Annotated in this window: 24 protein-coding genes; 8 read left to right on the top strand and 16 right to left on the bottom strand. The window is 71.4% G+C overall.

The genetic code is table 11. The features are described from left to right. Positions 1 to 88 precede the first annotated feature (88 nt). Positions 89 to 583 (top strand): D-glycero-beta-D-manno-heptose 1-phosphate adenylyltransferase, encoded by a 495-nt coding sequence (gene rfaE2, locus ASF45_RS00375; protein WP_056655189.1) that lies wholly within the window; start codon positions 89 to 91, stop codon positions 581 to 583. Here the strand turns inward: rfaE2 and ASF45_RS00370 are convergent. From ASF45_RS00370 to ASF45_RS00345, 6 genes are all read right to left on the bottom strand, one after another. Then, on the bottom strand, positions 538 to 1,131 hold the full coding sequence (locus ASF45_RS00370; protein WP_056655185.1) for a hypothetical protein: 594 nt from the start codon (positions 1,129 to 1,131) through the stop codon (positions 538 to 540). The genes rfaE2 and ASF45_RS00370 overlap by 46 nt on opposite strands. A gap of 4 nt (positions 1,132 to 1,135) precedes the next feature. After that, positions 1,136 to 4,222 (bottom strand): efflux RND transporter permease subunit, encoded by a 3,087-nt coding sequence (locus ASF45_RS00365; RefSeq protein ID WP_056655182.1) that lies wholly within the window; start codon positions 4,220 to 4,222, stop codon positions 1,136 to 1,138. Between the two features lie 13 nt (positions 4,223 to 4,235). Further along, positions 4,236 to 5,387, bottom strand: coding sequence for an efflux RND transporter periplasmic adaptor subunit (locus ASF45_RS00360; RefSeq protein ID WP_056655179.1), 1,152 nt, complete (start codon positions 5,385 to 5,387; stop codon positions 4,236 to 4,238). Positions 5,388 to 5,389: 2 nt separating this feature from the next. Beyond that, entirely contained in the window at positions 5,390 to 6,895 is a 1,506-nt protein-coding gene (locus ASF45_RS00355; RefSeq protein WP_056655176.1) for an efflux transporter outer membrane subunit, read from the bottom strand. Beyond that, positions 6,892 to 7,599, bottom strand: coding sequence for a CerR family C-terminal domain-containing protein (locus ASF45_RS00350; protein ID WP_056655173.1), 708 nt, complete (start codon positions 7,597 to 7,599; stop codon positions 6,892 to 6,894). The genes ASF45_RS00355 and ASF45_RS00350 overlap by 4 nt, the downstream gene beginning before the upstream one ends. A gap of 213 nt (positions 7,600 to 7,812) precedes the next feature. Beyond that, entirely contained in the window at positions 7,813 to 11,013 is a 3,201-nt protein-coding gene (locus ASF45_RS00345) for a YCF48-related protein (protein ID WP_162243944.1), read from the bottom strand. Between the two features lie 242 nt (positions 11,014 to 11,255). On the opposite strand from ASF45_RS00345, the gene ASF45_RS00340 reads away from it, so the two are divergent. The 4 genes from ASF45_RS00340 to ASF45_RS00325 all read left to right on the top strand — a co-directional run bounded on the left by ASF45_RS00340 (position 11,256) and on the right by ASF45_RS00325 (position 13,712). After that, entirely contained in the window at positions 11,256 to 12,116 is an 861-nt protein-coding gene (locus tag ASF45_RS00340) for a hypothetical protein (RefSeq protein ID WP_056655168.1), read from the top strand. Positions 12,117 to 12,194: 78 nt separating this feature from the next. After that, positions 12,195 to 12,674 (top strand): DM13 domain-containing protein, encoded by a 480-nt coding sequence (locus ASF45_RS00335; protein ID WP_056655166.1) that lies wholly within the window; start codon positions 12,195 to 12,197, stop codon positions 12,672 to 12,674. Positions 12,675 to 12,780: 106 nt separating this feature from the next. Beyond that, the gene (locus ASF45_RS00330) at positions 12,781 to 13,272 is read left to right on the top strand and encodes a GNAT family N-acetyltransferase (RefSeq protein WP_056655163.1); all 492 of its coding nucleotides are present in this window, start codon (positions 12,781 to 12,783) and stop codon (positions 13,270 to 13,272) included. A 5-nt stretch (positions 13,273 to 13,277) separates the two neighbouring features. Beyond that, positions 13,278 to 13,712, top strand: coding sequence for a gamma-glutamylcyclotransferase family protein (locus ASF45_RS00325; protein WP_156472759.1), 435 nt, complete (start codon positions 13,278 to 13,280; stop codon positions 13,710 to 13,712). On the opposite strand, the gene ASF45_RS00320 is transcribed toward ASF45_RS00325, so the two are convergent. The 3 genes from ASF45_RS00320 to ASF45_RS00310 form a co-directional block, all read right to left on the bottom strand. Next, positions 13,691 to 14,140, bottom strand: coding sequence for a sigma 54-interacting transcriptional regulator (locus ASF45_RS00320; RefSeq protein WP_056655157.1), 450 nt, complete (start codon positions 14,138 to 14,140; stop codon positions 13,691 to 13,693). The two genes, ASF45_RS00325 and ASF45_RS00320, sit on opposite strands and share 22 nt — an antisense overlap. 272 nt (positions 14,141 to 14,412) lie before the next feature. Next, complete coding sequence (locus ASF45_RS00315) at positions 14,413 to 14,652, bottom strand: hypothetical protein (RefSeq protein WP_056655155.1); 240 nt, start codon at positions 14,650 to 14,652, stop codon at positions 14,413 to 14,415. Between the two features lie 183 nt (positions 14,653 to 14,835). Next, entirely contained in the window at positions 14,836 to 15,066 is a 231-nt protein-coding gene (locus ASF45_RS00310) for a hypothetical protein (protein WP_056655152.1), read from the bottom strand. 438 nt (positions 15,067 to 15,504) lie between these two features. Between ASF45_RS00310 and ASF45_RS00305 the strand changes: the two genes are divergently transcribed. Next, positions 15,505 to 15,969: a hypothetical protein gene (locus ASF45_RS00305; protein WP_156472757.1), complete on the top strand. Its 465-nt coding sequence runs from the start codon at positions 15,505 to 15,507 to the stop codon at positions 15,967 to 15,969. An 11-nt stretch (positions 15,970 to 15,980) separates the two neighbouring features. Here the strand turns inward: ASF45_RS00305 and ASF45_RS00300 are convergent, their stop codons facing one another. Next, on the bottom strand, positions 15,981 to 17,597 hold the full coding sequence (locus ASF45_RS00300) for a hypothetical protein (protein WP_056655145.1): 1,617 nt from the start codon (positions 17,595 to 17,597) through the stop codon (positions 15,981 to 15,983). Positions 17,598 to 17,721: 124 nt separating this feature from the next. Between ASF45_RS00300 and bla the strand changes: the two genes are divergently transcribed. After that, entirely contained in the window at positions 17,722 to 18,627 is a 906-nt protein-coding gene (gene bla, locus ASF45_RS00295; protein ID WP_056655142.1) for a class A beta-lactamase, read from the top strand. Here the strand turns inward: bla and ASF45_RS00290 are convergent. From ASF45_RS00290 to ASF45_RS00280, 3 genes are read right to left on the bottom strand one after another with little or no spacing between them, the layout of a single operon-like run. Then, positions 18,624 to 19,136 (bottom strand): GNAT family N-acetyltransferase, encoded by a 513-nt coding sequence (locus ASF45_RS00290; RefSeq protein WP_056655140.1) that lies wholly within the window; start codon positions 19,134 to 19,136, stop codon positions 18,624 to 18,626. The genes bla and ASF45_RS00290 overlap by 4 nt on opposite strands. Positions 19,137 to 19,158: 22 nt before the next feature. Further along, positions 19,159 to 20,070, bottom strand: a complete 912-nt coding sequence (locus tag ASF45_RS00285) for a lysylphosphatidylglycerol synthase transmembrane domain-containing protein (RefSeq protein WP_056655137.1) — start codon at positions 20,068 to 20,070, stop codon at positions 19,159 to 19,161. Positions 20,071 to 20,074: 4 nt separating this feature from the next. Beyond that, positions 20,075 to 21,094: a glycosyltransferase family 2 protein gene (locus ASF45_RS00280; RefSeq protein ID WP_056655134.1), complete on the bottom strand. Its 1,020-nt coding sequence runs from the start codon at positions 21,092 to 21,094 to the stop codon at positions 20,075 to 20,077. 119 nt (positions 21,095 to 21,213) lie between these two features. Between ASF45_RS00280 and ASF45_RS00275 the strand changes: the two genes are divergently transcribed. Further along, positions 21,214 to 22,683 carry a glycosyltransferase family 39 protein gene (locus ASF45_RS00275; RefSeq protein ID WP_200932088.1) on the top strand — a complete coding sequence of 490 codons (1,470 nt, stop codon included), beginning with the start codon at positions 21,214 to 21,216 and terminating at the stop codon, positions 22,681 to 22,683. Here the strand turns inward: ASF45_RS00275 and ASF45_RS00270 are convergent. From ASF45_RS00270 to ASF45_RS00260, 3 genes are read right to left on the bottom strand one after another with little or no spacing between them, the layout of a single operon-like run. Next, on the bottom strand, positions 22,665 to 24,017 hold the full coding sequence (locus ASF45_RS00270; RefSeq protein ID WP_056655129.1) for an ATP-binding protein: 1,353 nt from the start codon (positions 24,015 to 24,017) through the stop codon (positions 22,665 to 22,667). The two genes, ASF45_RS00275 and ASF45_RS00270, sit on opposite strands and share 19 nt — an antisense overlap. Beyond that, complete coding sequence (locus ASF45_RS00265) at positions 24,014 to 24,682, bottom strand: response regulator transcription factor (RefSeq protein ID WP_056655126.1); 669 nt, start codon at positions 24,680 to 24,682, stop codon at positions 24,014 to 24,016. The genes ASF45_RS00270 and ASF45_RS00265 overlap by 4 nt, the downstream gene beginning before the upstream one ends. 49 nt (positions 24,683 to 24,731) lie before the next feature. After that, on the bottom strand, positions 24,732 to 25,904 hold the full coding sequence (locus tag ASF45_RS00260) for a glycerophosphodiester phosphodiesterase (protein ID WP_369802088.1): 1,173 nt from the start codon (positions 25,902 to 25,904) through the stop codon (positions 24,732 to 24,734). Positions 25,905 to 25,943 lie beyond the last annotated feature (39 nt).

Genomic DNA, 25,943 nt, shown 5'->3' with positions numbered 1-25,943 from the left:
ACGCACGATTATGGGAGCCGCGGCGCCGGCCGCACAGTTCGAAATGGCGGGCCATGACGCGCCATTTCGGCTGCTAGCATCGCCGCCCATGAGCGCCTTCGCCCCACCCGCCTTCCTGGACAAGATCTGCGCCCGCAGCGACGCACCCGCACGGCTGGCCGCGCTGCCGCGCCCCTGGGTCTTCACCAACGGGGTGTTCGACATCCTGCACCGCGGCCATGTGAACTACCTCGCGCAGGCGCGCGCGCAGGGGGGAAGCCTGGTCGTGGCGCTCAACAGCGACGCCTCGGCGCGCCGCCTGGGCAAGGGGCCGGACCGGCCGCTCAACGCCGAGGCCGATCGCGCCGTGATGATGGCCGCGCTCGGCGCCGTCGACCTCGTGACCTGGTTCGACGAGGACACGCCGCAGGCGCTGATCGGCGAACTGCGGCCCGACCTCATCGTCAAGGGCGGCGACTACGACATGGACACGCTGCCCGAGACCGCGCTGGTGCGCAGCTGGGGCGGCGATGCGCTGGCGATCCCGTTCGTGGACGGCTACTCAACCACCGCGCTGGTGGCACGCATCCGCGACAAGCCGTAGGCGGCCAGCGCGCAGAGCAGCCCGGCCAGCGCGCCCGTGAGGTGCGCGCCCGTGGCCACGGCGAAGCCCCATTCCGGCTCGAACACCAGCGGCCGGCTCCAGGCGCCCTCGGCCAGCAGCTTGGCGGCCAGGCCCGCACCCAGCAGGCCGGCCCAGGCCTGGTGCCCGCGCGTGAAGGCGCAGTGCACCACCAGCACGGCCACGGCCGCGTGCAGCACGCCGGACAGGCCGGCATAGCGCTCGATCTGCGGGAACAGCAGCAAGCCCAGCGTGGACAGCGGCCAGGCCGCGAACAGGGCCCAGGCCTGGGCGCGCGGCACCTGCAGCGCCAGCCCCAGCACGGCCACGGCCGCCAGCGCCAGCAGGTTGGCCAGCCAGTGCGCGGGCGAGCGGTGCACGAGGGCGGCGATCCACCAGGTCATGGCGTCGCCCGCGAAGTCGGGCCACCACTCCCATTCCAGCGGGTTGCCCAGCCACCAGGCCAGCCCGCTGCCGGCGCCCAGCAGCAGGCACAGCGCGGGCCAGGACCAATCGTCGTTGCGGTTCACATGCTCAGTGTGGCACGGGCGCGGCCTCGGGCGGTTGCCGGCGCACGCGGCGCACGCTGCGGCGGACCCACTGCTCGAAGTCGTCCACATAGGTGAACACGGCCGGCACCACGAGCAGGCTCAGCACCGTGGAGGTGATGAGGCCGCCGATCACCGCCGTGGCCATGGGCGAGCGGAAGCTCGCGTCGGCCGCACCCCAGCCAACCGCAATGGGCAGCATGCCCGCGCCCATGGCCAGCGTCGTCATGATGATGGGCCGCGCGCGCTTGTGGCAGGCGTCCAGCAGGGCCTCCCAGCGGTTCATGCCATGGTCGCGCCGCGCCACGATGGCGTACTCCACGAGCAGGATGGAGTTCTTGGTGGCGATGCCCATCAGCATGATGAGGCCGATCAGCGAGGGCATGGAGAAGCTCTTGTCGGCGATCATGAGGCCCACGAAGGCCCCGCCCAGCGACAGCGGCAGCGCCGCCAGGATGGTCACCGGCTGCAGGAAGTCCTTGAACAGCAGCACCAGCACGATGTAGATGCAGACCACGCCGGTCAGCATCGCGAGGCCAAAGCCCGTGAACAGCTCGCCCATGGCCTCGGCGTCGCCCACGTCGATGATGCGCACACTGGCCGGCAGGTTCTTCACGGCCGGCAACTGGCGCACCGCTTCGGTCACGTCGTTGAGGCCGCGAGTGGACAGCTCGATCTCGTAGTTCATGTTGCGTGCGCGGTCGTAGCGGCTGATCACGGCGGGCCCGCCGGCCAGCTCCAGCGTGGCCACCTCGCCCAGGCGCACCGGCCCATGCGCGCCGGGCACGGCCAGGCTTTCCAGCAGCGCCAGGTCCTGGCGCGCGTCGTCGCGCAGCTTGACCATGATGGGCACCTGGCGCTCGGGCAGGTTGAGCTTGGCCAGCTGGTTGTCGTAGTCGCCCATGGTCGCCACGCGCAGCGTGTCGGCGATGGCCGCGCTGGTCACGCCCAGGTCGGCCGCGCGCGCGAAGTCGGGCCGCACCACGATCTCCGGCCGCACCAGGCTGGCCATCGAGGTCACGTTGCCGATGCCCGGGATCGTGCGCAGCTCGCGCTCCACGTCGGTGGCGGCCTGGCGCAGCGCATGCGGGTCCTGGCTGGACAGCGCGAGCACGTACTTGTCGTTGGAGCCGCCCAGGCCCACGCCCGTGCGCGCGCCGGGCAGGTCCGCGAGCGCAGCACGGATCTGCTGCTCGATCGCCTGCTTCTTGGGCCGCTGGCCGCGCGGCGCCAGCTGCAGCGTGAGCGTGGCCTTGCGCGCCTCGACGAAGTTGCCCGAGAACGGATCGGCCCCTGCGCTGCCCGCGCCGATGGCGGTGTAGATGTCGCCGATGTGGTCGATCTTGAGCAGGCGCTGGCGCACCTGCTCCGCCATGGCCATGGTCTGCTCCAGCTTGGCGCCGGGCGGCAGTTCCACGCGCACCTGGGTCTGCACGTTGTCGTCGGGCGGGATGAAGCCCGAGGGCAGCAGCGGGATCAGCGCCAGCGAGCCGAAGAAGAACACCGTGGCGCCCACCATGGTCAGGAAGCGGTGGCGCAGGCAGGCCTGGGCCGCGCGCATGTACCAGCGCAGCCAGCCAGGCTCCTTCTCCTGGCCGACCAGCGGCTTGAGCAGGTAGGCGGCCATCATGGGCGTCAGCAGCCGCGCCACCACGAGCGAGGCGAACACCGCCAGCGAGGCGGTCCAGCCGAACTGCTTGAAGAACTTGCCGACCACGCCGCTCATGAAGGCCGTGGGCAAGAACACCGCGATCAGCGTGAAGGTGGTGGCCACCACCGCCAGGCCGATCTCCTCGGCCGCCTCCATCGCGGCCTGGTAGGGCGTCTTGCCCATGCGCAGGTGGCGCACGATGTTCTCGACCTCGACGATGGCGTCGTCCACGAGGATGCCCACCACCAGCGAGAGCGCCAAGAGCGTGATGATGTTGATCGAGAAGCCCAGCAAATGCATGCCGATGAAGGCCGGGATCACCGACAGCGGCAGCGCCACGGCCGAGACGATGGTGGCGCGCCAGTCGCGCAGGAACAGCCAGACCACCAGCACTGCCAGGATGGCGCCCTCGTAGAGCAGCTTCATCGAGGCGTCGTACTCCTCCGAGGCGATCTTCACGAAGTCCAGCGTGCGCGTGAGCTGGATGTCGGGATGGTCGGCCTGCAGCTTCTTCAGCGCCTCCTCGACGCCGGCGCCGACCTCGACCTCGCTGGCGCCGCGCGAACGCGCGACCTCGAAGCCCACCACCTGCTTGCCGTTCAGCACGGCCGTGGCGCGCTGCTCGGCCACCGTGTCCTGCACCGTGGCCACGTCCGAGAGCAGGATGCGCCGCCCGTCGGACAGTGGGATCTGCATGCGCCGCAGCTCGTCGGCCGATTGCACGGTGCCGATGGTGCGCACCGGCTGCTCGTTGCCGCCCAGGTCGGCCCGGCCGCCGGCGCTTTCCAGCTGTACCTGGCGCAGCTGGCGCGAGACGTCGGCCGCCGTGGCGCGCAGCGCCTGCAGCTTGGCCGGGTCCAGCGCCACCCGCACCTCGCGCGTCACGCCGCCCACCCGGTTCACGGCGCCCACGCCGCGCACGGCCAGGAGCCGGCGCGCGACGGTGTCGTCGACGAACCAGGACAGTGCCTCGTCGTCGAGCCGGTCCGACGAGATCGCGAAGGCCAGGATGGGCTGGGACGCCAGGTCCAGCTTGGTGACGATGGGGTCGCGCAGGTCGGTCGGCATGTCCGAGCGCACCCGGCTCACGGCCGAGCGCACGTCGTCCACGGCCTCCTGGATGGGTTTTTCCAGCACGAACTCGGCCGCGATGGTGGCCGAGCCATCGGTCAGCGTGCTCGTGATGTGCTTCAAGCCCTGCAGCGTGGCAATCGCGTTCTCGATCTTGCGCGCCACGTCGTTTTCCAGCTGCGCGGGCGAGGCACCCGGCAGCGCGGCGGTCACGATGACCACGGGCAGGTCCATGTCCGGGAAGTTCTGCACCTTCATCGCGTGGAAGGAGAACAGGCCGCCCAGTGTCAGCAGCACGAACAGCATCGCCGCCGGGATGGGGTTCTTGATCGACCAGGAAGACAGGTTCATGGGGTGCTCCGTCTCACTTGGCCGCGCCCGGCGCTTCGGTGTGTGCCGCATCGACCACACGCACGAGGTCGCCGTCGTTGAGGAAGCCCGCACCCTCGGTCACCACGCGCGCGCCGGCCGGCAGCTCGCCCGTGATCTCGATGCGCTCGCCGATGCGCCGGCCGGCCTGCACCTTGCGCATCTGCACGCGGTTGTCGGCCTGCAGCACCATCACGGTGTTGAAGCCGTCGCGCGGCACCACGGCGGCGGCCGGCACGGTCAGGGCCTGGCTGCGGCCCAGCGCGAACTCGCCGCGCGCGAACATGCCGGCCTTGAGGCCCTTGGCGGCCTGTACGCCGGGGATGTCCACATAGACCAGGCCATTGCGCGTCTGCGCGTCCACGGTCGGCGCGATGCTGCGCACCTTGCCCCGCACCTGGTCGCCGTCCGGCGCCGTCACGCGCACGGTCGTGCCCACGGACAGGCGGCCCAGCTCGGCTGCGCCGACCTCGGCACGCCATTCCAGCCGGCTCTGTCGGATCAGCCGGAACAGCTCCGTGCCCGAGCCGACCACGCTGCCCACGGTGGCGCTGCGCGCCGAGATGATGCCGTCGTCCGGCGCCAGGACCTGGGTGTTGCGCCCGCGCACCTGCTGGGCCGCGAGCACCGCCTCGGCCGCCTCCACGCGCGCCTTGGCGGTCTGCTCGGCGGTCTGGTACTGGGTGATCTGCTGCTGGCTCAGCGCGCCGGTCTTCTCCAGCGTGCGCGCACGGGCGGCGTTGCCGGCCGCGTCGGCGGCGGTGGCGCGGGCCTCGGCCAGAGCGGCCTTGGCCTGGGCGACGTCGGCATCCACGGTTTCGGGCGCGAAGCGGGCCAGCACCTGGCCGCGGCGCACCACGTCGCCCACGTTCACGCGCACCTCGGCCAGGCGCAGGCCGGCGGACTCGGAGCCCACGCTGGCTTCCTGCCAGGCGGCGATGTTGCCGTTGGCCGCCAGCGTGATGGCCAGCTCGGCCGGCTCGGGCGCGGCCACGCGCACGGTCAGCGCCGGGCGGGGCTGGGCCTCGTCGGCCTTGGCCGGGTGCGGCGCTGCATCGGAAGCAGGCTGGCGCGTGAACCACCAGCCGGCGGCCACCAGGGCCAGCACGACGGCGGTGATGGAAAGAGTGCGTTGGGTACGGGTCATGGTCAACGGGTCTGCACGGCGGCAGCGGGGGAAGAGGTGTGAAAGGCGGCCTGGCCGTCCTCGGGGCGGGTCCAGCCGCCGCCGAGCGCGCGGTACAGGGCCACCCAGGCTTCGGTGCGTTCGCGCTGCAGCGCCACGCGCGCGGTCTGCGCCGCGAACAGCGTGCGGCGCGCGTCCTCGAGTTCGAACAGGCTGGCCAGGCCACCGTCGTAGCGGGCCTGGGTGGCGTCGAACGAGGCCTGGTAGCCGGCCACGGCGGTGTCGGCATCGTCGGCGCGCCGGGCCGTGTCCTGCAGCCTGAGCAGGGACTCCTCGACCTCGCGCACGCCCTGGCGCACCTTGGCGCGGTACAGCGCCACGGCCTCGTCGTAGCGCGCGCGGGCGGATTCGGCATTGGCCGCGCGCGTGCCGCCGTCGAAGATGGGCAAGCTCAGCTGCAGCGGGCCGATGCTCCAGCTGTTGACCGTCTCGCTGGCGCCCGCGCCGCGCACGTGCAGCGCCGAGATGCTGCCCGCCAGCGACAGCCGCGGGTAGCGCTGGGCCTGGGCCGCGCCAGCGTCGGCACTGGCGGCGGCCACGGCCAGCTCGGCCGCATAGACGTCGGGCCGCTGCGCAAGCGCGCGTGCGGGCACGCTGTCCACAGGCTGCAGGGCGGGCAGGGCCAGGTCGCCGGGCCGGGCGTCCAGGCGCTGCGCCAGGACCGGCAGTTCCCAGCCCGTCAGCGCCACCAGTGCCTGGCGCTGCAGCGCGCATTGCGTGCGCTGCTGCGTGAGCCGGGCCGCGGCGTCGGCGGCGCTGGCACGCGTCAGCGCCGCATCGGCCGGCGCGGCGAAGCCGGCCTTCTCGGACAGCGCGGTCAGGCGCGCGCTCTCGCGGCGCGAGGCCGTGTCCTGTTCGCTGACCGCGAGCTGCCGCGCGCAGGCCTGTTCGGCGAAGTAGGCGTTGGCCGTCTCGGCGGCCACGGCCACGCGGGCCTGGTGCCACTGTGCCTGGCTGGCCGACAGGCGCGCGCCGGCCGCATCGCGCGTGGCGGCCAGGCCGCCGAACAGGTCGATCTCCCAGCCGGCCTGCAGGCCGGCCTGGGCATTCGTGAAGGTCGGCAGCGAGGCCGTGCCGCCCGAGATGCCGCCGCTGCCCGTGGACAGCGTGTTGCCGCGGCTCAGCGACAGGCTGCCGTCCAGCGTCGGGCCCATGGCGGCGCCGGCCTGCACGCGCGTGGCGCGGGCCTCGGCGATGCGCGCGGCCGCACTGGCGATATCGGGGCTCGCGGCCTGCGCCGCGTCGATGAGCTCGACCAGCAAGGCGTCGCCGGACTGGTGCCACCAGTCGGCCAGCTGCGGCACGGCGCCGCCATGCGGCAGCGCCGTCTGCGGTGTTTGCCACTGCGCGGGGGTGGGCGCCTGGACGGCGGCCGGTGGCCGCGTGACGCTGCACGCGGCCAGCAGCAATGGCAGGCCGGCCAGCGCCAGACGCCGCAGCGTGGGGGAGGGGGAAGGGGACAGGTTCATTTTTTCTTGCGTGTCTTGGCCGCAGCGGTCGCACTGCGGCGCTGCTTCTCGGCATCCACCAGCGCCAGTGCATAACCCACCAGGCGTTCGGCCCAGCGGTCGATGGCGGCGTCGTCGCGCATCAGCCCGGGGTGGACCACGTCGACCACGTCGTGCGTGACGAACAGCTGCATCGCCAGGCCCGTGATCGCGAAGGCCAGGCGGTGCAGGTCGTCGTCGGCGCGCACACCCAGGTGGCGCGCGAGGATGCCCACCAGCACCAGGTGCGGGCCCTTGATGTCGCGCTCGACCTCCTGCGCCCACTGGCTGGTCGGCTCCAGCATCTCGCGCAGGTGCAGGCGCATGCACTGGCGCACGATCTCGCCCTGCTTGAGCGGCTCCACATAGCCGGTCAGGAACAGCCGCAGCGCCTCGGCCACCGGCAGATCGGGCGCGCCGCACAGGCGCGTCAGGTCGCCCGCGTTGCCGCCCAGCGGTTCGGAGAAGCAGGCGGCGTACAGCCCGGCCTTGTCGCCGAAGTAGTAGCGGATGGCGGCCAGGTTCACGCCGGCAGACTGGGCGATGGCGCGCGTCGAGGTCTTGGCGAAGCCATGGTCGGCGAACAGCGCGAGCGCGGCGGAGAGCAGTTGGGCGCGTGCCTCCTGGCCGTCGCTGCGTGCGGCGGCCTGGCGGGTGGGGGGGGGCGGGGCGGTCTTGCGGAGCATGCGGTGCGCATTAGACCACGTAGATCAATCGATTGATTGAACTGTGCCGCTGACGCCGGCAGGGGGATCGAAGTGTGACCCACCGCCGTGTGGCGGTGGATCCCATGGCAGGTGGATGTCGAGGCCAGCGCTTCCGGTGAACGGGGTGGCAATGGCGGCGATGGCCGCGTCGCAACGGGCGCCCCGCCTGGGCGCGCTGCTGCGGCGAAAAGATCAGGGCGCCGCGATGAGCGTGATGACGCCACCCACACCGACGGCCACGAACCCTTGCGCGCCCGCCGCAGCCACGGCGTCCATGCCTCCGATGCGCTGGGTGTAGTCGGGTTGCCATGTAGCGCCCGCATCGCGCGTGAGCATCACCGTTCCGAACGTGCCGACCGCCGCTCCCGTGGTCGGCGAGGAGAACGCGACACCATAGAACCAGGTGTCGGAGAAGAACGGGAACTGGCCCGGCTGCCACGTGATGCCGGCATCAGTGCTGCGGAGCACGACGCCGTCGACCCCCACGGCAATGGCAATGCCGGAGCTGGCGAAGGTGACGGCCTTCAGGTCCTTGACTGTCCCACTGGCCGTCGGCGACCAGGTCTGGCCGCCGTCCACGCTGCGGTGGATGGTGCCGCCGGCACCCACAGCAACGCCGGTCTGCGCGCCGTTGAACGCGACGGCTCGGGTCTGTAGCAACGGGGTTGCCAGGACGGTGCCCCATGTCAGTCCTGCGTCCGTCGTGCGCGACAGCCCGTTGTCGGTCGCAGCCACCGCCGTCGCGGCATCGACCCGCGCAAAGCCGCGGTACGAGACGCCGTTGCCGCTGACCGCAGGGGCCCAGCTTGCACCACCATTGGTGGTCCGTCGCACCGAGCCGTCGCTTCCCAGAACCACCCCGGTGACAGCATCGAAGAAGCCGGCGGCCCGCCACGAAGCCGTGCCGCCGCTGACCACCGACGCCCACGTCCGACCACCGTCGATGCTGCGCAGCAAACTGCCGCCGTCGCCCGCGGCAATGCCGTTGGATGGCGTCGAGAAGGCGGCGCTCAGCAGCCCCTGATCGAGAGCGCCTCCGGTCACCTTGCTCCAGCTCTGCCCGCTGTCGGTGCTGCGCAGGATGTTGCCGTACATGCCGACAGCCACCGCGTTGCCCGTGGGGCCGATGCCCACGCCGAGCAGTGGAATGTCATTGGCGGGAACGGTCGCCGGGTTCCAGTTGCTGCCTCCGTCGGTGGTGACACGGACGAGGCCCTGGGGCAGCGAGAGCACGCCGTTGGAAGCACTTCCGAAATGCAGCCCCAGAATGTCCAGCGTGGTACCGCTGGCGGCGCTCTGCCAAGTCTGGCCGGCGTCATCGCTGCGCATCAGCGTGCCATTGGCGCCGCCGACGAAGACGACATTGCGCGAGGCGAATGCCACCGCGGCGAGGTGGACGGCGGCGCCGGGGACGCGTTGCCAGTTGGCTCCGCCGTTGATGCTGCGCAGGATGATGCCGCCGTTGCCGACGATGATGCCGACGCCATCGGTGTTGAAGGCCATCCCCTTGACCACGACCGGAAAGGTGTCGCTCACTGCCGCCTGCCAGCTCAGGCCGGCATCCGTGCTGCGCAGGATCGTGCCGTTGTCGTCGGCGAGGCAGAAGGCGCCGGTGTTGGTCGCGGCGACCGCACCCGATCCGTAGATGGATGGAATCTGCACCGATGCCCAGTGCAAGCCACCGTCGACGCTGCGCTTGATCAAGGCGCCTTGGCCGGGCGTGGTGATGCCGACGCCGTCGGCATCGAAGGCGATGCGTGTCGTATCGGGGAAGCCGTAATAGCCTTCACTGACCACGGACCAGGAAGAGCCGGCGTCGGCGCTGCGCAGGATGGTTCCGGCAGCACCGGTCGCGAAGACGGTGCTTGCATCGCGCCACGCGACAGCGGTGAGCGTGGCGCCCGTGGGGGCGGGGGCCACGGTCTGCCAACGCAGTGCATCCAGCCGTCCGGTCAAGCTCGCGGTCGAACCTGCGCCATTGCTGGCGACCAACCGGACGGCGTTGACGGAGGCGCTGGCATTCGCTGCGTGCACGTAGCTCGTACCGCGTTCCCCCGGCGCGTTCACCCAGGAGGCGCCCTGATCGCTGCTGAGCTGCCACTGGTATTGCACATCCGCACCGCTGGCAGATGCCGTGAAGAGCGCGTCGAACTGTCCGGGCCGCCAGGTGGTCGAGGCGGGCTGGAGAGTGATGACAGGCGCCTGGATGATCCGCAACTGCGCGGTGGCGCTGGTGACCGTGCCCAGGAGGTTCGCGACGGTTGCGCGGACGCGCCAACCGTCCAGGGAAGGCTGCACGCTTCTGAGCCTCAGTTCGGCGGTGGTCTCGCCGTTGATGTTGGAGAACGTCGTACCGCCATCGGTGCTGAACTGCCATTGGTAGGCGACACCGGGAACGCCGCTGGCCTGGATGGAGAAGACAGCGTCCCTGAACAGGCCCACGGACGCATCCTGCGGCTGAACAAGGACCACAGGCGGCGCCTGCACCCGCACGAACAACCGCACAGGCGCGGAGGCGACGTCCCCGGTCTGGTTGGTGGCGATGGCGCGCACGTACTTGCCGTCGTCGGCGGAGGCAACCTGGGCGATGGAGAAGTTCGGGCCACTGGCTCCTGCTGCGTCGGTCCAGGCTGCACCGTCGGTGCTGGTCTGCCAGCGCAGCGTGGGTGCCGGAGCGCCGACTGCGACAGCATGGAAGCTTGCGGTCAATCCTGTTGCTGTGACCGCGTCGCTGGGAGAGACCACGAAGCTGGGCGCTGCAGCCGCGCTGACCCGCAACTGCACGGCGGTGCTGGTCGCAATGCCGCTGCCGTTGGTGACGACCACGCGAAATTCTGCGCCGTTATCTGCCAGCGTCACCCGCAGTGTGATCGTCGGCGTCGTGGCGCCAGCGATGTCGGCCCAGTCAGCGCCCGCGGTGCTGCGCTGCCAGCGGTAACTCGGGCTGGTACCGGTCACGGTGACGCTGAAGCTGATCTCCTGCCCATCGACAGACGTTGCAGGAACGGGCTGGACGGTGATGGCCGGCGCAAGCGGCGTGCCAGGGACCGTCAATGTGACCACGGAGCTGACGATCTGCAGGGCCGGGTTCTGCCGCGAGGTGGCAACGACGCGGAACTGCGCACCGCTGTCCGCCCCCTGCACAACGGCTTGCGTGTAGCGCGCCGACGTGGCACCCGCCAGATCGCTCCACCCCCCAGGCAGCAGGCGCTGCCACTGCAGGGCGGCATCGCCGGTGACCACCACGGTCAGAACGAGCGCATTGCCTTCAACAACGCTGACGTCGGTCGGCTGCACCGCGAACGCCACCGCTGCGCCGTCTTCACCGCCGCCGCCACCGCCGCAGGCGGCCAAGGCGACTGCCATAAACCAGGCGAAGAACAGTCGCAGCAAGCGTCCGATGGGGAATGGGGTGCGGGAAGGGGGCGTTGTAGAGGCCATGCTTTTGGGGTGAGCTGTACTGGGTAGGTGCTGGCGGCGGGCGATGCGCACGCGGGCGGCGTCATCTTGCCTAAAGTTTTGTTACAAAATTTCGTGAATCTTCACGATGAATGGCTTGAATTCCGTGCTGATTGGCACGTCGGCCCAAGCCTGGGCCGACACCTAGAATCGCCAGCTTTTTTGCCCGAGCGCCCATGGACATCGTCGTCAACGAAGAACTCAAGGCCTACATCGATCCGTTGACGCCGGATGAATACGAAGCGCTCGAGCGCAGCCTGCTGGCCGAAGGCTGCCGCGACGCGCTGGTGCTGTGGGGCGACGTGCTGGTGGACGGCCACAACCGCTACGGCATCTGCCGCAAGCACGGCCTGCCGTTCCAGACCGTGCAGAACACGCGCTTCCAGTCGATGGAAGACGTGCACCTGTGGATGATCGACCAGCACCTGGGCCGGCGCAGCGTGTCCGACTTCCAGCGCGGCGTGCTGGCGCTGCGCAAGCGCGAGATCGTCGCCAGCCGGCGCGAACGCGCCAAGGCGGCGCCGGCCGAAGGTGCCGACTCCGCGTCACAGGAAGCCGCCGCGCCGCTGCCCAAAACCGAATCTCTGGACAGCCGCGAGGCCCTGGCACGCGCCGCGCGGCTCAAGAGCAACCAGGTCGTGATGATCGAGAAGATCCAGCAGAGCGCCGCGCCCGAGGTGGTGGCCGCTGTCAAGTCGGGCGAAATCACGCTGAGCGCAGCCGCCGCCGTGGCCAGCCTGCCGGTCGAGGAGCAGACCGCCGCGGCCGCTGCCGGCAAGGACGAGCTCAAGCAGGCCGCCAAGCGCGTGCGCGAAGCCAAGCGCAAGCCGGCGCGCGAGAGCAGCGAAGAGGTGGGGTCGGCCGAATCCGCGGCGCCGCAGGATGAGGACGAGGTGGCCGCGCTGCGCAAGCGCGTCAAGGAGCTCGAGGCCGAGAACGCGGCGCTGCGCAAGCAGGTGCTCACGCTGCTGGGCAAGCCGGGCCAGGCTGCTGGCCCGGCCCCTGCGCCGGCCGACGACGCCGACGCACCGTTCTGAACGGGGCGCAAGCCCTGTGTGGCGGCGCGGTGATGGGCCAGAATGCGGCCGTCGCTCCCTTCGCCCGAGGCCGCTGCCATGTCCCGCGCCACCCGCTTCGTCCTGCTGCTGGGTTCGCACCTGTTGGTGCTCGCGTTCGGTTTTGCGCTGGGTGTGTACTTCCTGCCGGTGCTGACAGCACCGCCTGCGCCCAGCGCCACCGAGGTCGCGGCCCAGGCCCGGTCCGCACAGTGGACCGCGCATTTCCGCCGCGACCTGAAAGACAGCGACGCGCTGCACTGGGGCGAGGGCACGGTCACGGTGGCGGCCCGCAGCATCGCGTTGGCCGGCGACCTGGCCCCGGGACCGGACTACAAGCTCTACCTTTCTCCCGAGTTCGTCGAGACCGAGGCCGACTTCCTGCGCCTGAAGTCCGGCATGGCACGCGTCGGCGACGTGCGGACCTTCCGCAACTTCGTGGTGGCTGTGCCTGAACAGATCGACGTGGCGCACTACACCACGGTGATCGTCTGGTGCGAGAGCTTCGGCCAATTCATCACGGCGGCCCGGTACCGCTGACCCGGACATTGTGCCGTCCGTGCGGGGTCCGCGCGGGACCGGAGTGCACCGTCCTCGCCGCATCGGCCGCGCGCAGGCCCGCCCCCGGCTGCGGCACACTCGGCCCATGACCGCCGTCCAGATCCGCCCCGCCCGCCCTGACGATGCCGACGCCATCGCCGCGCTGATCCTGCCGATCCAACAGCAGGAGTTCGGCATTTCCATCACGCGTGAAGCGCAGCCGGACCTGGCCGACATCCAGGGCTTCTACCAGCAGGGCAGCGGCAACTTCTGGGTGGCCGAGGCCGGTGGGACCGTGGTCGGCAGCATCGGCCTGCGCGACATCGGCAGTGGGCAGGCCGCGTTGCGCAAGATGTTCGTCGCGCCGGCATGGCGTGGCGCACACCACGGCGTGGCGCAGGGGCTGCTGGACACGCTGGCGCAGTGGGCGGCCGCGCGGGCCGTGGCGGAGGTCTACCTGGGGACCACGGCGCAATTCCTGGCCGCGCACCGCTTCTACGAGAAGAACGGCTTCGCCCAGGTCGACCGGGCGGCGCTGCCGCCGGCCTTTCTGGTCATGGCAGTGGACAGCCGCTTCTACCGCCTGCGCCTGGGGTGAAGGCCATGGACACGCTGGTCTTCGTCTACGGCACCCTCAAGCAGGGCTTTCCGAACTTCTTCCGCAACAGCGGCCGCCGCATCGGCGGCAGCTACCGCACGCAGCGGCCCTATCCGCTGTACGTGGTGCAGCTGCCCAACGAGGACCGCGCCCCCTGGCTCGTGGACCTGCCGGGCCAGGGCCAGCACGTGGTGGGCGAGGTCTTCGCGGTGGACGCCGCGCTGCTGGCGGCCATGGACGCCTTCGAAGAGGTGGGGCTGCCGGGCGGCTACGTGCGCACGGAGATCGCCGTTCAAGCCCTCGAGGCACCACACACGGTGCTGCAGGTGCAGGCCTACCTCAAGCCGCCGGCGCAGCTGGTGCCCGGGCAACGGCGCGAAGGACCGTTTGCGGCCTACACCGAGGCGCTGGCGGTGGGCTACCGCATCGATCCGGGCTGAGCACTGCGGTGCGCCGCTGTGGCCGGCGCCAACCGTGCCGGCAGGTCGATGCGGGCCGTGGCCAGCCATGGCGCCAGCGCGCCGGGGAAGGCGGCTGCCTCAGCCCGTGCCAGGTCCTCGACACCTGCGATCCAGCGCACCGCGGACGCGCTGTGCGCCTGCTGCCACACCGTCTCCTGGCCGCTGGCCGTCAGGCTGGCGACCTCGTCCAGGAACAGCGTGCCGCCTGCGGCCAGCTGCACGAGCCCGGGCAGCGTGCGCTCCAACGGGGTGCCTTGCAGCGCCGCACAGTCGATGGAAATGAAGGGGCGTCCGCGGCGTGGGCCCAGGTAGTGCACGGCGCGCGCCACGCGCGCCCGGCTGGTGCCGGACTCGCCATGGATCAGCAGTGGCGTGTCTGCGGCGGCATGCTCCCCAGCCGTCTCCATTGCTGCCTCCAGCAGGGCGACCCGATCGGCCGGGCGCTGGCCCCTGGTCGCTGCAGCCTCTTGTGCCAGGAACCCGGGTCGCAAAGAAATCACGGAGCTTGCGTGCATGCCTGGTCGTCCCCCGCTGGTGGGCTGATGCGCCCTGTTGGTTCGGCTTGTCGGCGGGAACTGTAGGTCTGCCCTGCGCCTGTTGTGTTGCTATCGTGTTTTGTCACAAATAGAGCGTTTGGATACACCTGGCCACGCCGCAGTGCATGCCCATGGGCCTCGGCTCAAGCCGACGCCAGGCCGTACCGCAACAGCCATTCCCAGGGATCGCGGTAGACCGGTCGGCCTTCGCTCAGCAACAGCAAAGCGATGGGCGCCCGGTTGCCCAGCAGCGCAATGCACTCGGACGCCCAGCGCTGCAGCTGCGGCGTGACGACCAGTTTCAGCAGGCCGGAGACGGGATTGCGTTGGAAGTCGTGGTGGGGGACGGGAGGAAGCGCGGGGCCCGAAGGAAAGGCATTCACCGCAGTCGCAGAGGGCCGTCGTCACGCGCCGGACCTTGGCGCCGCGCGGACAGAGCGACGAGGTTCAGATTCATACCCCGTGCATTCTGTGCACCGCGTCCGGTTCTTCCTACATCAAATGATGTGCCGCTGAAGGGGCCGGCCACGCCTGCCATGGCCCGGCCCGCGACCCGAGCGGCTTGCTCATCCGGGGCCGGACTTGTCCTCGATGCGGTCGTACTCGGCTTGGGCGAACGCATCCTGGCGTCGCTCCACTTCGCCGTCCAGCCGTGCGATCTTGGCGATCAGGCGGCGCGGGACGGCCCTGCCGGATGTTGCAAGCTCGGCTCCTTCGTCGAGTGCCGCCTGTGCACGCCGTGCGGCATCGGTCCATTCCCGGTATCGGTCTTTTGCCTCGGACATGGACAAAAGCATGGGCCGTTCATGTGGCGCGTGTTGTCAGCGCAGGTCGGCCGGGTGCGTCAAGCGGAGACTACGCTCTCAACGCGTCGAGGGGCCGTTGCGTCCATGCCCGGAGCCGTGTGCTGCGCGCAGCGTCATGTGCCTCGCGGCAAGACCTCCAACAAGCTGCGGCACTGTCCCACAAGCCTGAACCGATGCGGGGCCTGGCCGCGCGGCGCACCTGCCGCTCTCGCCCGTGTCAGAAGCCATTTCCGCAGCGCTGCCGACAGCTCGCCAGCAGCTCCTGGCAACGTTCATGCAACTGGCCAAGCCCGTTCTGGTCGGTGACATGCGGATGAAGGCCTGAGACCTGCCGATGCGCGCGACGCGCTGTGGATGACGGGGGTGAGCGGCCGCGCAAGAGTTCTCTGCTGCGCGCCCTGGCTGGCCTGTGGCGCGACGGGTTGCGCCATGCTGCGTTCGGTTGCGACCGGTTACGAATCCCTTCCCATTTCCGGCCGACCGTGTTTAGGCGACGGGCTGCGCTCGTCGCCATTCAGTGGCATGCCACCTGAAGTCCGCACCCTGCTGGTTCGTTTCCGCGATGCGTTGGCGTGCACGCGGTTGCCCGACGACGATGCGCACGGGCTCGCGAAGGACCTGGTGGACCACCTGATCGCGCTGCACGACGCCGGCACGCTGACGGCACCGTTCCTCAAGTTGGCGCTCGAGCCGTTCCACGAGCTGCCGCAGGTCGCGCAGATCGTGGGGCCGCTCGTGCGCTTCGCGGCGCACCAGTCGGCCGCCATGGGGCTCCGGGAGTTCAAGCGCAGCGATTCGCTTCCGTGGATCACCTCGTCCTACGCCAACCTCGAGCCCAACGGCGTGCTGGACGGGCTCTCGGGTTTCAGGCCTTCGGACTTTCCCCCGGACTAGATGCCCGGCTTTCAACGCGCCCGCGGCCGGCGCGGTGGGGGCTCCAGCGCCAGCAGCTCGGCCGGCAGGCCGTCGTTCCACACCTCGCGGAAGTAGGCCCTGTCGCTGGCCACCAGTTGCGGCAGGGCTTCGCGCAGCGCGGCCAGCGCCTGCGCGGCCAGCGCCAGCGTGCCCGCATGCGCGGCAAACCAGGCCTGCTCCAGCAGCAGGCCACAGTACTGCAGGCCCGGATAGCGGCGCGCGCCGCTACGGTGCTCGGCCAGGCGCTGGCCGGCCACCTGGACCCAGTCGTCCGGCCAGTCGGCGCCACGGAACACCTCGGCCAGCGGGCCGGCCTCGCGCGCCAGGGTGGTCGGCGTCAGCGGCGCCAGCGCACGGAACTGGGCCAGCGTGGGGCGCGGCGGCGGCCGGCAGGCGCCGCGCGCGATGCGCAGCAGGTAGATCGCGTTCCAGGCCGAGCGGCCCTGCAACTCGGCCTGGCCGCTGAGCCATTCGCTGAACGCGATCCACTGGATGGCGCGCGGCCGGGCGCTGTCCACGCCGGCCTGCAGTCCCACGCGCTCGAACAGCCAGACCGCCATGCCCATGTTGGCCGCCACGTGCTGGGCCGCGTCGAAGGAATGCGACTCGAAGGCCGCCGCCAGCGCGCGGCCGAAGTGCTGCAGCGACTCCTCGGCCTGCGCCGCGGCCTGCGCGGGCGCTTGCGCGGCACTGCCCAGCGCCTGCGAACGGCAGGCCAGCGCCCACAGGTTGCTCCACTCGAAGCGCACCTGCGGGTGGTGCGCCAGCAGCGCGCCCTGGGCCGGATCGCGCGCGATGGCCAGCAGCTGCGCGCGGGCAGCCGACAGGTCGCGCGCCGTGTAGTCGCACCAGGCCGAGACGATGGCGGCCATGGCGCCCAGGTAGTCGTGCCCGGCCACGTGGCGGGCCAGGCGCTGGCGGCCGAGCGCCTGCACGCGGCGGCGCGCCTGTGCGTCGTCGCCGATGCGGCGCCAGAGCAGGGCCTCGTTCAGCGTGACCAGCGCGCGCTGGAAATCGCTGCCGGCCAGCTGGGCCGCGCGACGCATGGCCTGCAGCGCGCTGGCCGGCGCGGGCGCGCCGCCGGCCGTCAGCTGCGCGGACCAGCGGCCCTGGCGCATGGCCTGCTGCGCGGCCACCAGCTGCTGCCAGAAGCCGGCGTCCTGCAGGTGCACGGCGTCGGGTGCCGTGCCCGATGCCGCGCCCGCGCGGGCCAACGGTGCCGGTAGCCCCAGGAAGGCCGCGCGCTCGGCCGGCGTGGCGGCCTGGCCCTCCACCAGCAGCAGCAGGCGCTGCGCTTGGGCCTCGGGCAGCCAGAACGGGCCCTGGCTGCGGCGTTCTGCGTTCAGGAAGCGCGGGTCGCGTTGGCGGTCCTCGCCCCAGCCGGCCACCAGGCCCCAGGCCTTGAAGTCGCGGAAGGCGCGGCTGACGAGCATGCGCTGCGTGCGCGCGGCCGAGACCTGGCCGCGCAGGTCGTCGATGCGCACTGGCTGACCCGCGGCATGTGCGTGCAGCAGGCGCACCAGCAGCCACAGCGACTGGTAGGTCGCCGGACGGCCGTCCACGGTCTGCGGGGAACTCAATTCGATGGTGATCGGGCTGGCGGACATGTGACACAGGTTACACCGGGGCGTGCGGGTCGAGCGCCGTGCTTGGAACCCTGGCCGGTGCCGCCTAGCATGCGCAGCGTCGCGACACCTTCCCGCTCTTCATCCTTCACTCGGAGACCTTTCCATGCATTCCCCCCTTTCGCACAGCCGCCGTGCGCTGCTGCTGGCCGCTGCTGCCATGCCACTCGTCAGTGCCTGTGCCGCACCGGCACGCCGCGCCGGCCAGGCGCAGGCTGAAAGCGCCCTCGCTGCCCTGGAGCAGGGTTTTGCTGGTCGCATCGGCGTCTGTGCGCTCGATACCGCCGACGGCGCGCTGCTGGGGCAGCGCGCCGACGAGCGCTTCCCGATGTGCAGCAGCTTCAAGGCCTTGCTGGCCGCGGCCATCCTGGCGCGCAGCAGCACCGAGCCCGGCCTGCTGGCGCAGTCCGTGCGCTACACGCGTGGCGACCTGCTGCCGCATTCGCCCGTCACCACGCAGCACCTGGCCCAGGGCATGCGCGTGGATGCGCTATGCGAGGCCACTGTGCAGACCAGCGACAACGCCGCCGCCAACCTGCTGCTGCAGCGCATCGGCGGACCGGCCGGGCTGACGGCCTTCATGCGCAGCATCGGCGATGCGCAGTTCCGCCTCGACCGCTGGGAACTGGAGCTCAACAGCTCGCTGCCGGGCGATCCGCGCGACACCACCACACCGCGCGCCATGGCCGAGAGCCTGCGCAAGCTGGTCGTCGGCGACGCGCTGGCGCCGGCGCAGCGCGAGCAACTGGCCACCTGGCTGCGCGGCACGGTGACGGGCGCGGCGCGCATCCGCGCCGGCATGCCAGCCGGTTGGGTGGTGGGCAACAAGACCGGCACCAGCGGCCAGGGGTCCTATGGCTCGGCCATCGATATGGCCGTGGTGTGGCCGCCGGCACGCGCGCCGCTGGTGCTGGCCGTGTTCACGACGCGGCATGCGGCCGATGCGCCGGCGCTGGACGCACCGATCGCGCAGGCAGCGCGCATTGCCGCGCAGTGGGCGGCGCCCGCCTAGAGACCGGGCCGCAGCAACGCCATGGCCAGGCTGTCGTGGTAGGCGCCATCGGTGCAGTAGGCATGGCGCTGCACGCCTTCCTGCACGAAGCCGAAGCGCCGGTACAGGGCCTGGGCATTCAGGTTGTCGGCACGCACCGCCAGCTCGATGCGCGCCATGCCGCGCGCCCAGGCGCCGGCAATGGCCTGCTCCAGCAGGCGGGCGCCGATGCCGCGGTGGCGCGCCCTGGGCACGAGGCCGATGCCCAGCGTGCCGACGTGCGCGCGTGCCTCGCCGCGCACCGGCAGCACGTCGCACCAGCCGACGACTTCGTCGTCCAGCACGGCGATGCACTGGCACAAGCTGGCGGCGACGATGCCGCGGTAGAAAGCCCGGGCCTCCTCGAAAGGCGGTGCCTGCGTGAAGGCCAGGTAGCGCTTCTCGCGCGCCACCTGGTCGAGTGCCTGGTGCAGGCCGGCGAAATGCCGCTCGGCGAGGGGCTCGATGCGCAGCAGGGTGGGCTCGGACATGGGCCGCATTGTGCGGCCGGCTTCAGCGCTCGGTGCGCCGCTGCAGCAGCGTCAGCCCCAGGCCGGCCAGCGCCTGCACCAGCCCGAGCACGCCGTACAGCAGGGAGACCGCCACCGCGGGCGCAGCCGCCACGCCGAACGGCGCCAGGCTCAGCGCGGCGGCGGCCTCGCGCGTGCCCCAGCCGCCGAAGCTGACCGGCAGCGCGGCCATCAGAAAGGTCGGGGCGGCCGCGATGGCATAGGTCCAGTACGGCAGCTGCAGGCCCAGTGCCTGGCCACAGCAGGCCAGGGCGCCGACCGACAGCAGCTGCACCAGCGCTGACTGCAGCAGCTGGCGGCCGAACTCGCCGGCGGTGTCCGTGCGCTGCGCCAGCACGGCGGCGCGGCCTGGCCGGGGCGCGCGCTGCAGGCCCCAGAGCAGCGCTGCCGGCAGGGCCAGCAGCAGCACCGCGGCCACGGCCGGCAGCGCCACGCTGAAGGCCGGCAGGCCCCAGCCGACCAGTGCCGCCTGCGCGCCGCCGTGCCAGGCCCAGGCGGCCGTCGCGGCAGCCAGCACCCACAGCATCCACAGGCCGCTGAGCCGGTCCAGCAGCACCGACAAACCGGCGGCCCAGGTCTCCATGCCGCCGCGGCGCAGCGCCACGGCGCGGAACACGTCGCCGCCGACCACGGCACCCGGCAACAGCGCGCTCAGCGCCATGGCCTGGAAATACAGCCGCATCGCGCGCCCGAGCGCCAGGCCATGGCCCAGCCAGCGTACCAGCGAACGCCAGCGCCAGGCCGAGACCAGGTTGGACGCGACTGCGCTGGCCAGCGCCGCCGCCAGCCAGCCGGGCTGGGCCTGGCGCAGCTGGCGCGCCACGTCACTGAGGTCGACGAACCACAGCACCCCCAGCAGCAGGACGGGCGCGAGCGCGATGCGCAGCCAGGCCATCGGCTCAGCGGGCCGCGTCGGGGGTCTCGGGGTCTTCGCGCAGGTGGTACTGCTTGCCGCCACCGCCCTCGTAGTAGATGCGCATCATGACCTCGCCGATCAGCCCGGCGACGACCAACTGCATCCCCACCAGCACCAGCATCACGCCGGCCAGCAGCAGCGGGCGGCCGCCGATGGCCTCGCCCGCCAGCTTCTGCGCGAACAGCCAGGCCAGGATCAGCGTGCCCGGCGTGGCCAGCCACAGGCCCAGGCCGCCGAAGGCGTGCAGCGGGCGCTGGCGGTAGCGCAGGAAGAACAGCACCAGCACCAGGTCGAGCACGACGCGGAAGGTGCGGTCGATGCCGTACTTGGACTTGCCCTTGGCGCGTGCATGGTGGCGCACGGGCACCTCGGCGATGCGCGCGCCGGCGTCGTGCGCCAGCAGCGGCAGGAAGCGGTGCAGTTCGCCATAGAGCCGGATGCGGTCGACGATGGGCCGGCGGTAGGCCTTCAGTGCACAGCCGTAGTCGTGCAACTGCAGGCCCGTGGTGCGTGAGATCAGCCGGTTGGCCAACATCGACGGCAGTTTGCGCGACAAGGCCTTGTCCTGGCGGTTCTGGCGCCAGCCCGACAGGGAGTCGAGTTCGGGCTCGGCGTCCAGCCGGTCCAGCAGCGCGGGGATGTCCAGCGGATCGTTCTGCAGGTCGGCGTCCAGCGTCACCACGTAGCTGCCCCGCACGCGGTCGAAGCCGGCCTGCAACGCGCAGGACTGGCCGTAGTTGCGCGCTAGGCAGACCGGGCGCAGCCACGGCCGCGTGTGGGCCAGCTGGCGCAGCAGTGCGGGCGTGCCGTCGCGCGAGCCGTCGTCCACGGCGATCAGTTCGAAGCTGCGGCCGCTGGCCTGCATGGCCTCGCCCACGCGTGCGACCAGGTCGGACACGCTCTCGGCCTCGTTGAACATCGGCACGACGATGGACACCTGCGGCGGCTGCGGTGCGGTGGCGGAGTGCAGGAGCGTGGGATCGGGCAAAGGGACGGTGGACATCGTGATGGGGGCTGCATTCTGGGGACGGGCGCGACCGCCGGCGCCATGGCCAGCCGCCCCGGTGGGCTTTGGTGCGGGCGGGGCCGCTATCATCGCGCGCGAATTCGAGCTTCCCCACGATGGCCGGCCCCCCCCCTGCGCTTGCGCGCGCACGCATTCTCCCCGCAACGGCCATGCCGCCCTGGGGCTGGCTGCTGCTTTATTTCGCGGCCCATGTGCTGGGCCGCGTGCTGGTCTCGCCGGCGCTGGAGCTCGACGAGGCCGAGCAGGCGGTGTGGACCCAGCACCTGCAATGGGGTTACGGCGCCCAGCCGCCGCTGTACACCTGGCTGCAATGGGTGGTGTTCCAGGTGCTGGGCGTGTCGGTGTTCACGCTGTCGCTGCTCAAGAACGCGCTGCTGGCGTCGGCCTATGTCTGCGTCTGGCTGGCCTGCCGCATGCTGATGCCCGCAAGCCTGGCCGCGGTGGCGGCGGCCAGCATGCTGCTGATGCCGCAGATCGGCTGGGAGGCCTCGCGCGACCTCACGCACTCGGTGCTGCTGACCACCGTGTCCGCGGCCACGCTGGCGGTGGTGATGGCGCTGCTGCACCGCCCGCGGCCGGCGCTGTACCTGCTGACCGGCTTCGTCGCGGGCCTGGGCATGCTGACCAAGTACAGCTATGTGGGCTTTCTCGCGGTGCTGCTGCTGGCCCTGCTGGCCGGCCGCGACACGCGCGCCGTGCTGCTCAGCCGTTGGACGCTGCTGGCCGTGGCCGTGGCCGCGCTGATGGTCGTGCCGCATGGCCTGTGGGTGCTGCAGCACTGGAACCAGGCGATCGAATCGACGGCCGGCAAGCTGACAGGCAAGGTGCCGGTCGGTTTCGTCCACGGGCTGTGGCTGGGCCTGTCCAGCCTGGTGCTGGCGGTGCTGGCGTTCGCCGGTCCCTGGGCCCTGACGCTGGGCCTGGTGTTCGGCCGCGATGCGTTGCGGGCCTGGTCGCGCTGGTGGCGGCCGGCCGCGCCGCCGGCTGGCGCTGGCGTGGACATGCAGGCACTGTGGCGGCGCTATTTCCTGGCGCTGGGCCTGTTGTTCCTGGCAATGACGGTCTTCGGCGAGGTCACGCGTTTCAAAGACCGCTGGATGATGCCCTTCCTGTTCCTGCTGCCGGTGGCCTTCTTCGGCTGCGCGCCGGAACTGGCCGGGCATGCCCGGCTGCCGCGGCTGCGCCGCGTGATCGCCACCGTGGCGGTGCTGGTGCTGGTGCTGCTGACCGCGCGCGTGCCCTACAACGCCCTGCGCGACAAGCCCGACGAGCTCAACCAGCCCGTGCGCGAGCTGGCCCAGGCGCTGCGCGCGCGCGGCTATGCGGGCAAGGGCACCATCGTGTCGAACGACCGCACGCTGGCCGGTGCGCTGCGGGTGCAGTTCCCGCGCGCGCACGTCGAGGTCGACGATGGCGACGGCATCCTGCCGGCGGAGCGCCCGCTGCTGTGGGTCGAGCCGCTGACGGACGCGCTGCCGGCGCTGCCGCAGGACCTGGTGCTGCCCTACCACTTCTCCGCCTCGGGCGATGCGCCCGCGCGCTACCGCTACGCGCTGCTGCCCTGACGGGGCGGGAAGTCCAGCAGCACCGCCAGCCCCCCGCCGTCCAGCCCGTCCGCGAAGTGCAGACGGGCGCCATGCAGCGCCGCGGTGCGCGCGACGATGGACAGGCCCAGGCCGTTGCCGGTCTGGCCCGAGCCCAGCACGCGGAAGAAGCGCTCGCCCAGGCGCGCGCGGTCGGCCAGTGCCACGCCGGGGCCGTCGTCGGCCACGCCCAGGCGCACGCCGCCATCCGGCCGCGGCGTGGCGCTCAGGTGCACGCGGCCGCCGGGGCGGCCGTAGCGCACGGCGTTGTCCAGCAGGCTGCGCAGCGCGCTGGCCAGCAGCGCCGGCTCGGCCTGCAGTGCAGCAGCGTCCACGGCCTGCGTGACGGTGATGCCGCGGGCCTCGGCGGGGCTTCGGTCCAGGCTGTCGAACAGTGCGGCCAGGTCCACGCGCTGGCGTGCCGGCGCGGCCTGTGCCGGGTCGAGCCGGGCCAGCGCGAGCAGGCTTTCGACGAGTGCCGTGCAGCGGTCCACGTCCTCGCGCAGCGCGCGCAGCGGTTCGGCCGGGCCGGCCTGCTGGCGTTCGAGCAGTTGCACGCGCATGCGCAGCGCGGCCAGCGGCGTGCGCAGTTCATGCGCGGCGTCGGCCGTGAAGCGGCGTTCGGATTCCAGTGCCTGGCCGAGCCGTCCCAGCAGCGCGTTCAGCGCGTCGAGGATGGGCCGCAGCTCGCGCGGCTGGCCGGCATCGGCCACGGGCGAGAGGTCCTGCGGCGACTTGGCGGCGATGCCGGCGGCCGTGCGCTCCAGCGGTGCCAGCTGGCGCCGGATCGCGAGCCAGCAGACCGTGCCCAGCAGCACGAGCAGCCCCAGCATGGGCCAGGCCAGCTTCTCGGCCATCTCCTCCAGCAGGTCCGCGCGCTCCTTCCAGGGCTGGCCGACCTGGGCCGTGAGGCCGCTGCGCGCATCGCGTTCGACATAGACGCGCCAGTAGCTGCCGTCGATCCACACGTTGGCGTGGAAGTCGCGCCGCTTGGCGTCGCGCACGAACGGCTGCGCGGGCGCATCCTCGGCACGGCTGCGCACGCGGCCGTCGGCATCGACCAACTGGTAGTACAGCTTGAGCCGGCTCTCGCCCGCGAGCGCGCTGCCGGCGCGCGGCGTGGCGCTGCGCTGCTGCGGATCGGTGCCCAACGCCAGGGCCAGCCGGGCCGTCTCTTCGAGGGCTTCGTCGAACACCGCGCTGGACTCGTGCCAGGCCACGCCGACCACGATGGCCAGGCTCACCAGCCAGGCCGTGACGCTGGCACCCAGCACCCAGGCCAGCAGCCGGCGCCGCAGCGAATAAGAAGCCTTCACGGTGTGGCCAGCCCGTAGCCCTGGTTGCGCACCGTGGTGATGAAGCCGCTGCCCAGCTTCTTGCGCAGGTTGTAGATGTGCACCTCGATGGCGTTGCTCTCCACCTCCTCGCCCCAGCCGTACAGCGCTTCTTCCAGCTGCGCGCGCGAGAGGATCTGGCCGGGCCGGCGCATCAGCGCGCGCAGCACGGCGAACTCGCGCGCGGTGAGCGCCAGCGGCGCGCCGTCCAGCAGCACGCGCTTGGCCGCGGTGTCCAGCACCACGGGACCGTGGCGCAGCTCGGTGGAGCCCTGACGCGCCTCGCGCCGCAGCAGCGCGCGGATGCGGGCCGACAGTTCTTCCAGGTCGAAGGGCTTGACCAGGTAGTCGTCGGCGCCCAGGTCCAGGCCCTGTACGCGGTCGGGCAGGGTGTCGCGCGCGGTGATCACGATCACCGGCACGAGGGCGGCCGGTGCGCCGCGGCCGCGCAGCGCGGCCAGCACCGCATCGCCGTCCAGGCCGGGCAGGCCGCGGTCGAGCAGCACGCACTGGTAGTCGTGCGTGGCCAGCGCGGCAGCGGCCTGGTCGCCGCGCTGCAGCCAGTCCACGGCATAGCCGTCCAGCTGCAGCCAGGACTGCAGCGAACTGCCGAGCGAGGGATCGTCTTCGAGGAGCAGGATGCGCATCGGCCGCGAGGCTACACCCTGCGGCTGATGCGAATCTGATGTCCCTCGTTCAGCGGGCCTTGACGGCAGTGTCCGGGAAGTCGCTGAACAGCCCGTCCACGCCAGCGGCGTAGAAGCGCTTGTACTCGTTCACGGGGTCGCCCTTGTCGTCGGACGGCAGGCCGGGCAGTTCGTTGCGGAAGGTGTAGGGCACGACCATCAGCCCGACGGCATGGGCGTTCTTGATCACGTCGGTGGTGGGCATCACCACGCGGTCGCGCTCGTCGATCTTGCCGTCGCCGTTGAGGTCGTCGGGCTGGCCGTCGTTGTTGGCGTCGACCTGCCTGGTCGGGATCAGGTAGGGCTTCCAGGGGCCGATCATGTCGGCATAGGTCTTGATCTCGCGCAGGCCCTCGGGCGTCAGCAGGCTCGCGAAGGTGCGTGGGTCGCCGGCCACGGCAAAGTCGTAGGGCTTGTCGTAGGGCGCGACCAGCTGCATCTGGCCGTTCTTGTCGACCGAATCGCCGTCGACCAGCTGCACCAGCCGGATCTGGCTCTTGCTGCGCAGGTACTTGAGGTTGGAGACCTCGAAGGACTGCACGACCACGGGCGAGCTCTTCTGCGTGTAGCCGTACGTGGCCAGCAGGTCGAGCAGCCGGTCTTCCAGCTTGAGGCCCAGGTTGACGTGGAAAGTCGGGTGCTTGGTCTCGGGGATCACGCCGATGGTGCGGCCCAGGCGCGCGCTCTCGGACTTGGCCAGGTCCAGCACCTCCTGCAGCGTGGGGATGCGGAACTGCTGGTTGTAGCTCTGGTCGCGCGCGGCGTTGGCCTGCTTGGCGAACAGGGTCTTGAGCTCGGCCAGCGTGAAGTCCGACGCGAACCAGCCTTCCTCGGACACGCCGTCGACCACCTTGGTGGTCTTGCGGTCGGCGAACTCGGCGCGCGTGGAGACGTCGGTGGTGTTGGTGATGTTGGGCTCGTGGCGCGCGACGAGCACGCCGTCCTTGGTGGCCACGAGGTCGGGCTCGATGAAGTCCGCACCCATGTCGATGGCCAGCTGGTAGGAGGCCAGCGTGTGCTCGGGGCGGTAGCCGCTGGCGCCGCGGTGGCCCACCACCAGGGGTTTGTCGCCGCTCAGTGTGGGGTAGTCGTCACTGTCGCCGCCGCAGGCGACGAGCAGGGTGCATGCGGCCAGGGTGGCCAACGTGGCGCGCATGAAAGGGCGCTGGGGCAGCGGCTGCATCTTCGTTCCTCCTTGTTGTTGGGCGGCGAGTCTCCGCAG

This window comes from Pseudorhodoferax sp. Leaf265 (assembly GCF_001422365.1).
Classification (GTDB): Bacteria; Pseudomonadota; Gammaproteobacteria; order Burkholderiales; family Burkholderiaceae_C; genus Pseudorhodoferax.
The sequence above is the reverse complement of the archived record's forward strand: the minus strand, read 5'-3'. Positions and strand labels throughout refer to the sequence as shown.

Coding starts and splice junctions, on each gene's coding strand:
- ASF45_RS00330 (WP_056655163.1), top strand. CDS start 12,781: ATGACCGCCGTCCAGATCCGCCCCGCCCGCCCTGACGATGCCGACGCC.
- ASF45_RS00355 (WP_056655176.1), bottom strand. CDS start 6,895: ATGAACCTGTCCCCTTCCCCCTCCCCCACGCTGCGGCGTCTGGCGCTG.
- ASF45_RS00290 (WP_056655140.1), bottom strand. CDS start 19,136: ATGTCCGAGCCCACCCTGCTGCGCATCGAGCCCCTCGCCGAGCGGCAT.
- bla (WP_056655142.1), top strand. CDS start 17,722: ATGCATTCCCCCCTTTCGCACAGCCGCCGTGCGCTGCTGCTGGCCGCT.
- ASF45_RS00300 (WP_056655145.1), bottom strand. CDS start 17,597: ATGTCCGCCAGCCCGATCACCATCGAATTGAGTTCCCCGCAGACCGTG.
- ASF45_RS00275 (WP_200932088.1), top strand. CDS start 21,214: ATGGCCGGCCCCCCCCCTGCGCTTGCGCGCGCACGCATTCTCCCCGCA.
- rfaE2 (WP_056655189.1), top strand. CDS start 89: ATGAGCGCCTTCGCCCCACCCGCCTTCCTGGACAAGATCTGCGCCCGC.
- ASF45_RS00325 (WP_156472759.1), top strand. CDS start 13,278: ATGGACACGCTGGTCTTCGTCTACGGCACCCTCAAGCAGGGCTTTCCG.
- ASF45_RS00360 (WP_056655179.1), bottom strand. CDS start 5,387: ATGACCCGTACCCAACGCACTCTTTCCATCACCGCCGTCGTGCTGGCC.
- ASF45_RS00305 (WP_156472757.1), top strand. CDS start 15,505: ATGCTGCGTTCGGTTGCGACCGGTTACGAATCCCTTCCCATTTCCGGC.
- ASF45_RS00280 (WP_056655134.1), bottom strand. CDS start 21,094: ATGTCCACCGTCCCTTTGCCCGATCCCACGCTCCTGCACTCCGCCACC.
- ASF45_RS00285 (WP_056655137.1), bottom strand. CDS start 20,070: ATGGCCTGGCTGCGCATCGCGCTCGCGCCCGTCCTGCTGCTGGGGGTG.
- ASF45_RS00340 (WP_056655168.1), top strand. CDS start 11,256: ATGGACATCGTCGTCAACGAAGAACTCAAGGCCTACATCGATCCGTTG.
- ASF45_RS00265 (WP_056655126.1), bottom strand. CDS start 24,682: ATGCGCATCCTGCTCCTCGAAGACGATCCCTCGCTCGGCAGTTCGCTG.
- ASF45_RS00365 (WP_056655182.1), bottom strand. CDS start 4,222: ATGAACCTGTCTTCCTGGTCGATCAAGAACCCCATCCCGGCGGCGATG.
- ASF45_RS00320 (WP_056655157.1), bottom strand. CDS start 14,140: ATGGAGACGGCTGGGGAGCATGCCGCCGCAGACACGCCACTGCTGATC.
- ASF45_RS00335 (WP_056655166.1), top strand. CDS start 12,195: ATGTCCCGCGCCACCCGCTTCGTCCTGCTGCTGGGTTCGCACCTGTTG.
- ASF45_RS00350 (WP_056655173.1), bottom strand. CDS start 7,599: ATGCTCCGCAAGACCGCCCCGCCCCCCCCCACCCGCCAGGCCGCCGCA.
- ASF45_RS00310 (WP_056655152.1), bottom strand. CDS start 15,066: ATGCTTTTGTCCATGTCCGAGGCAAAAGACCGATACCGGGAATGGACC.
- ASF45_RS00260 (WP_369802088.1), bottom strand. CDS start 25,904: ATGCAGCCGCTGCCCCAGCGCCCTTTCATGCGCGCCACGTTGGCCACC.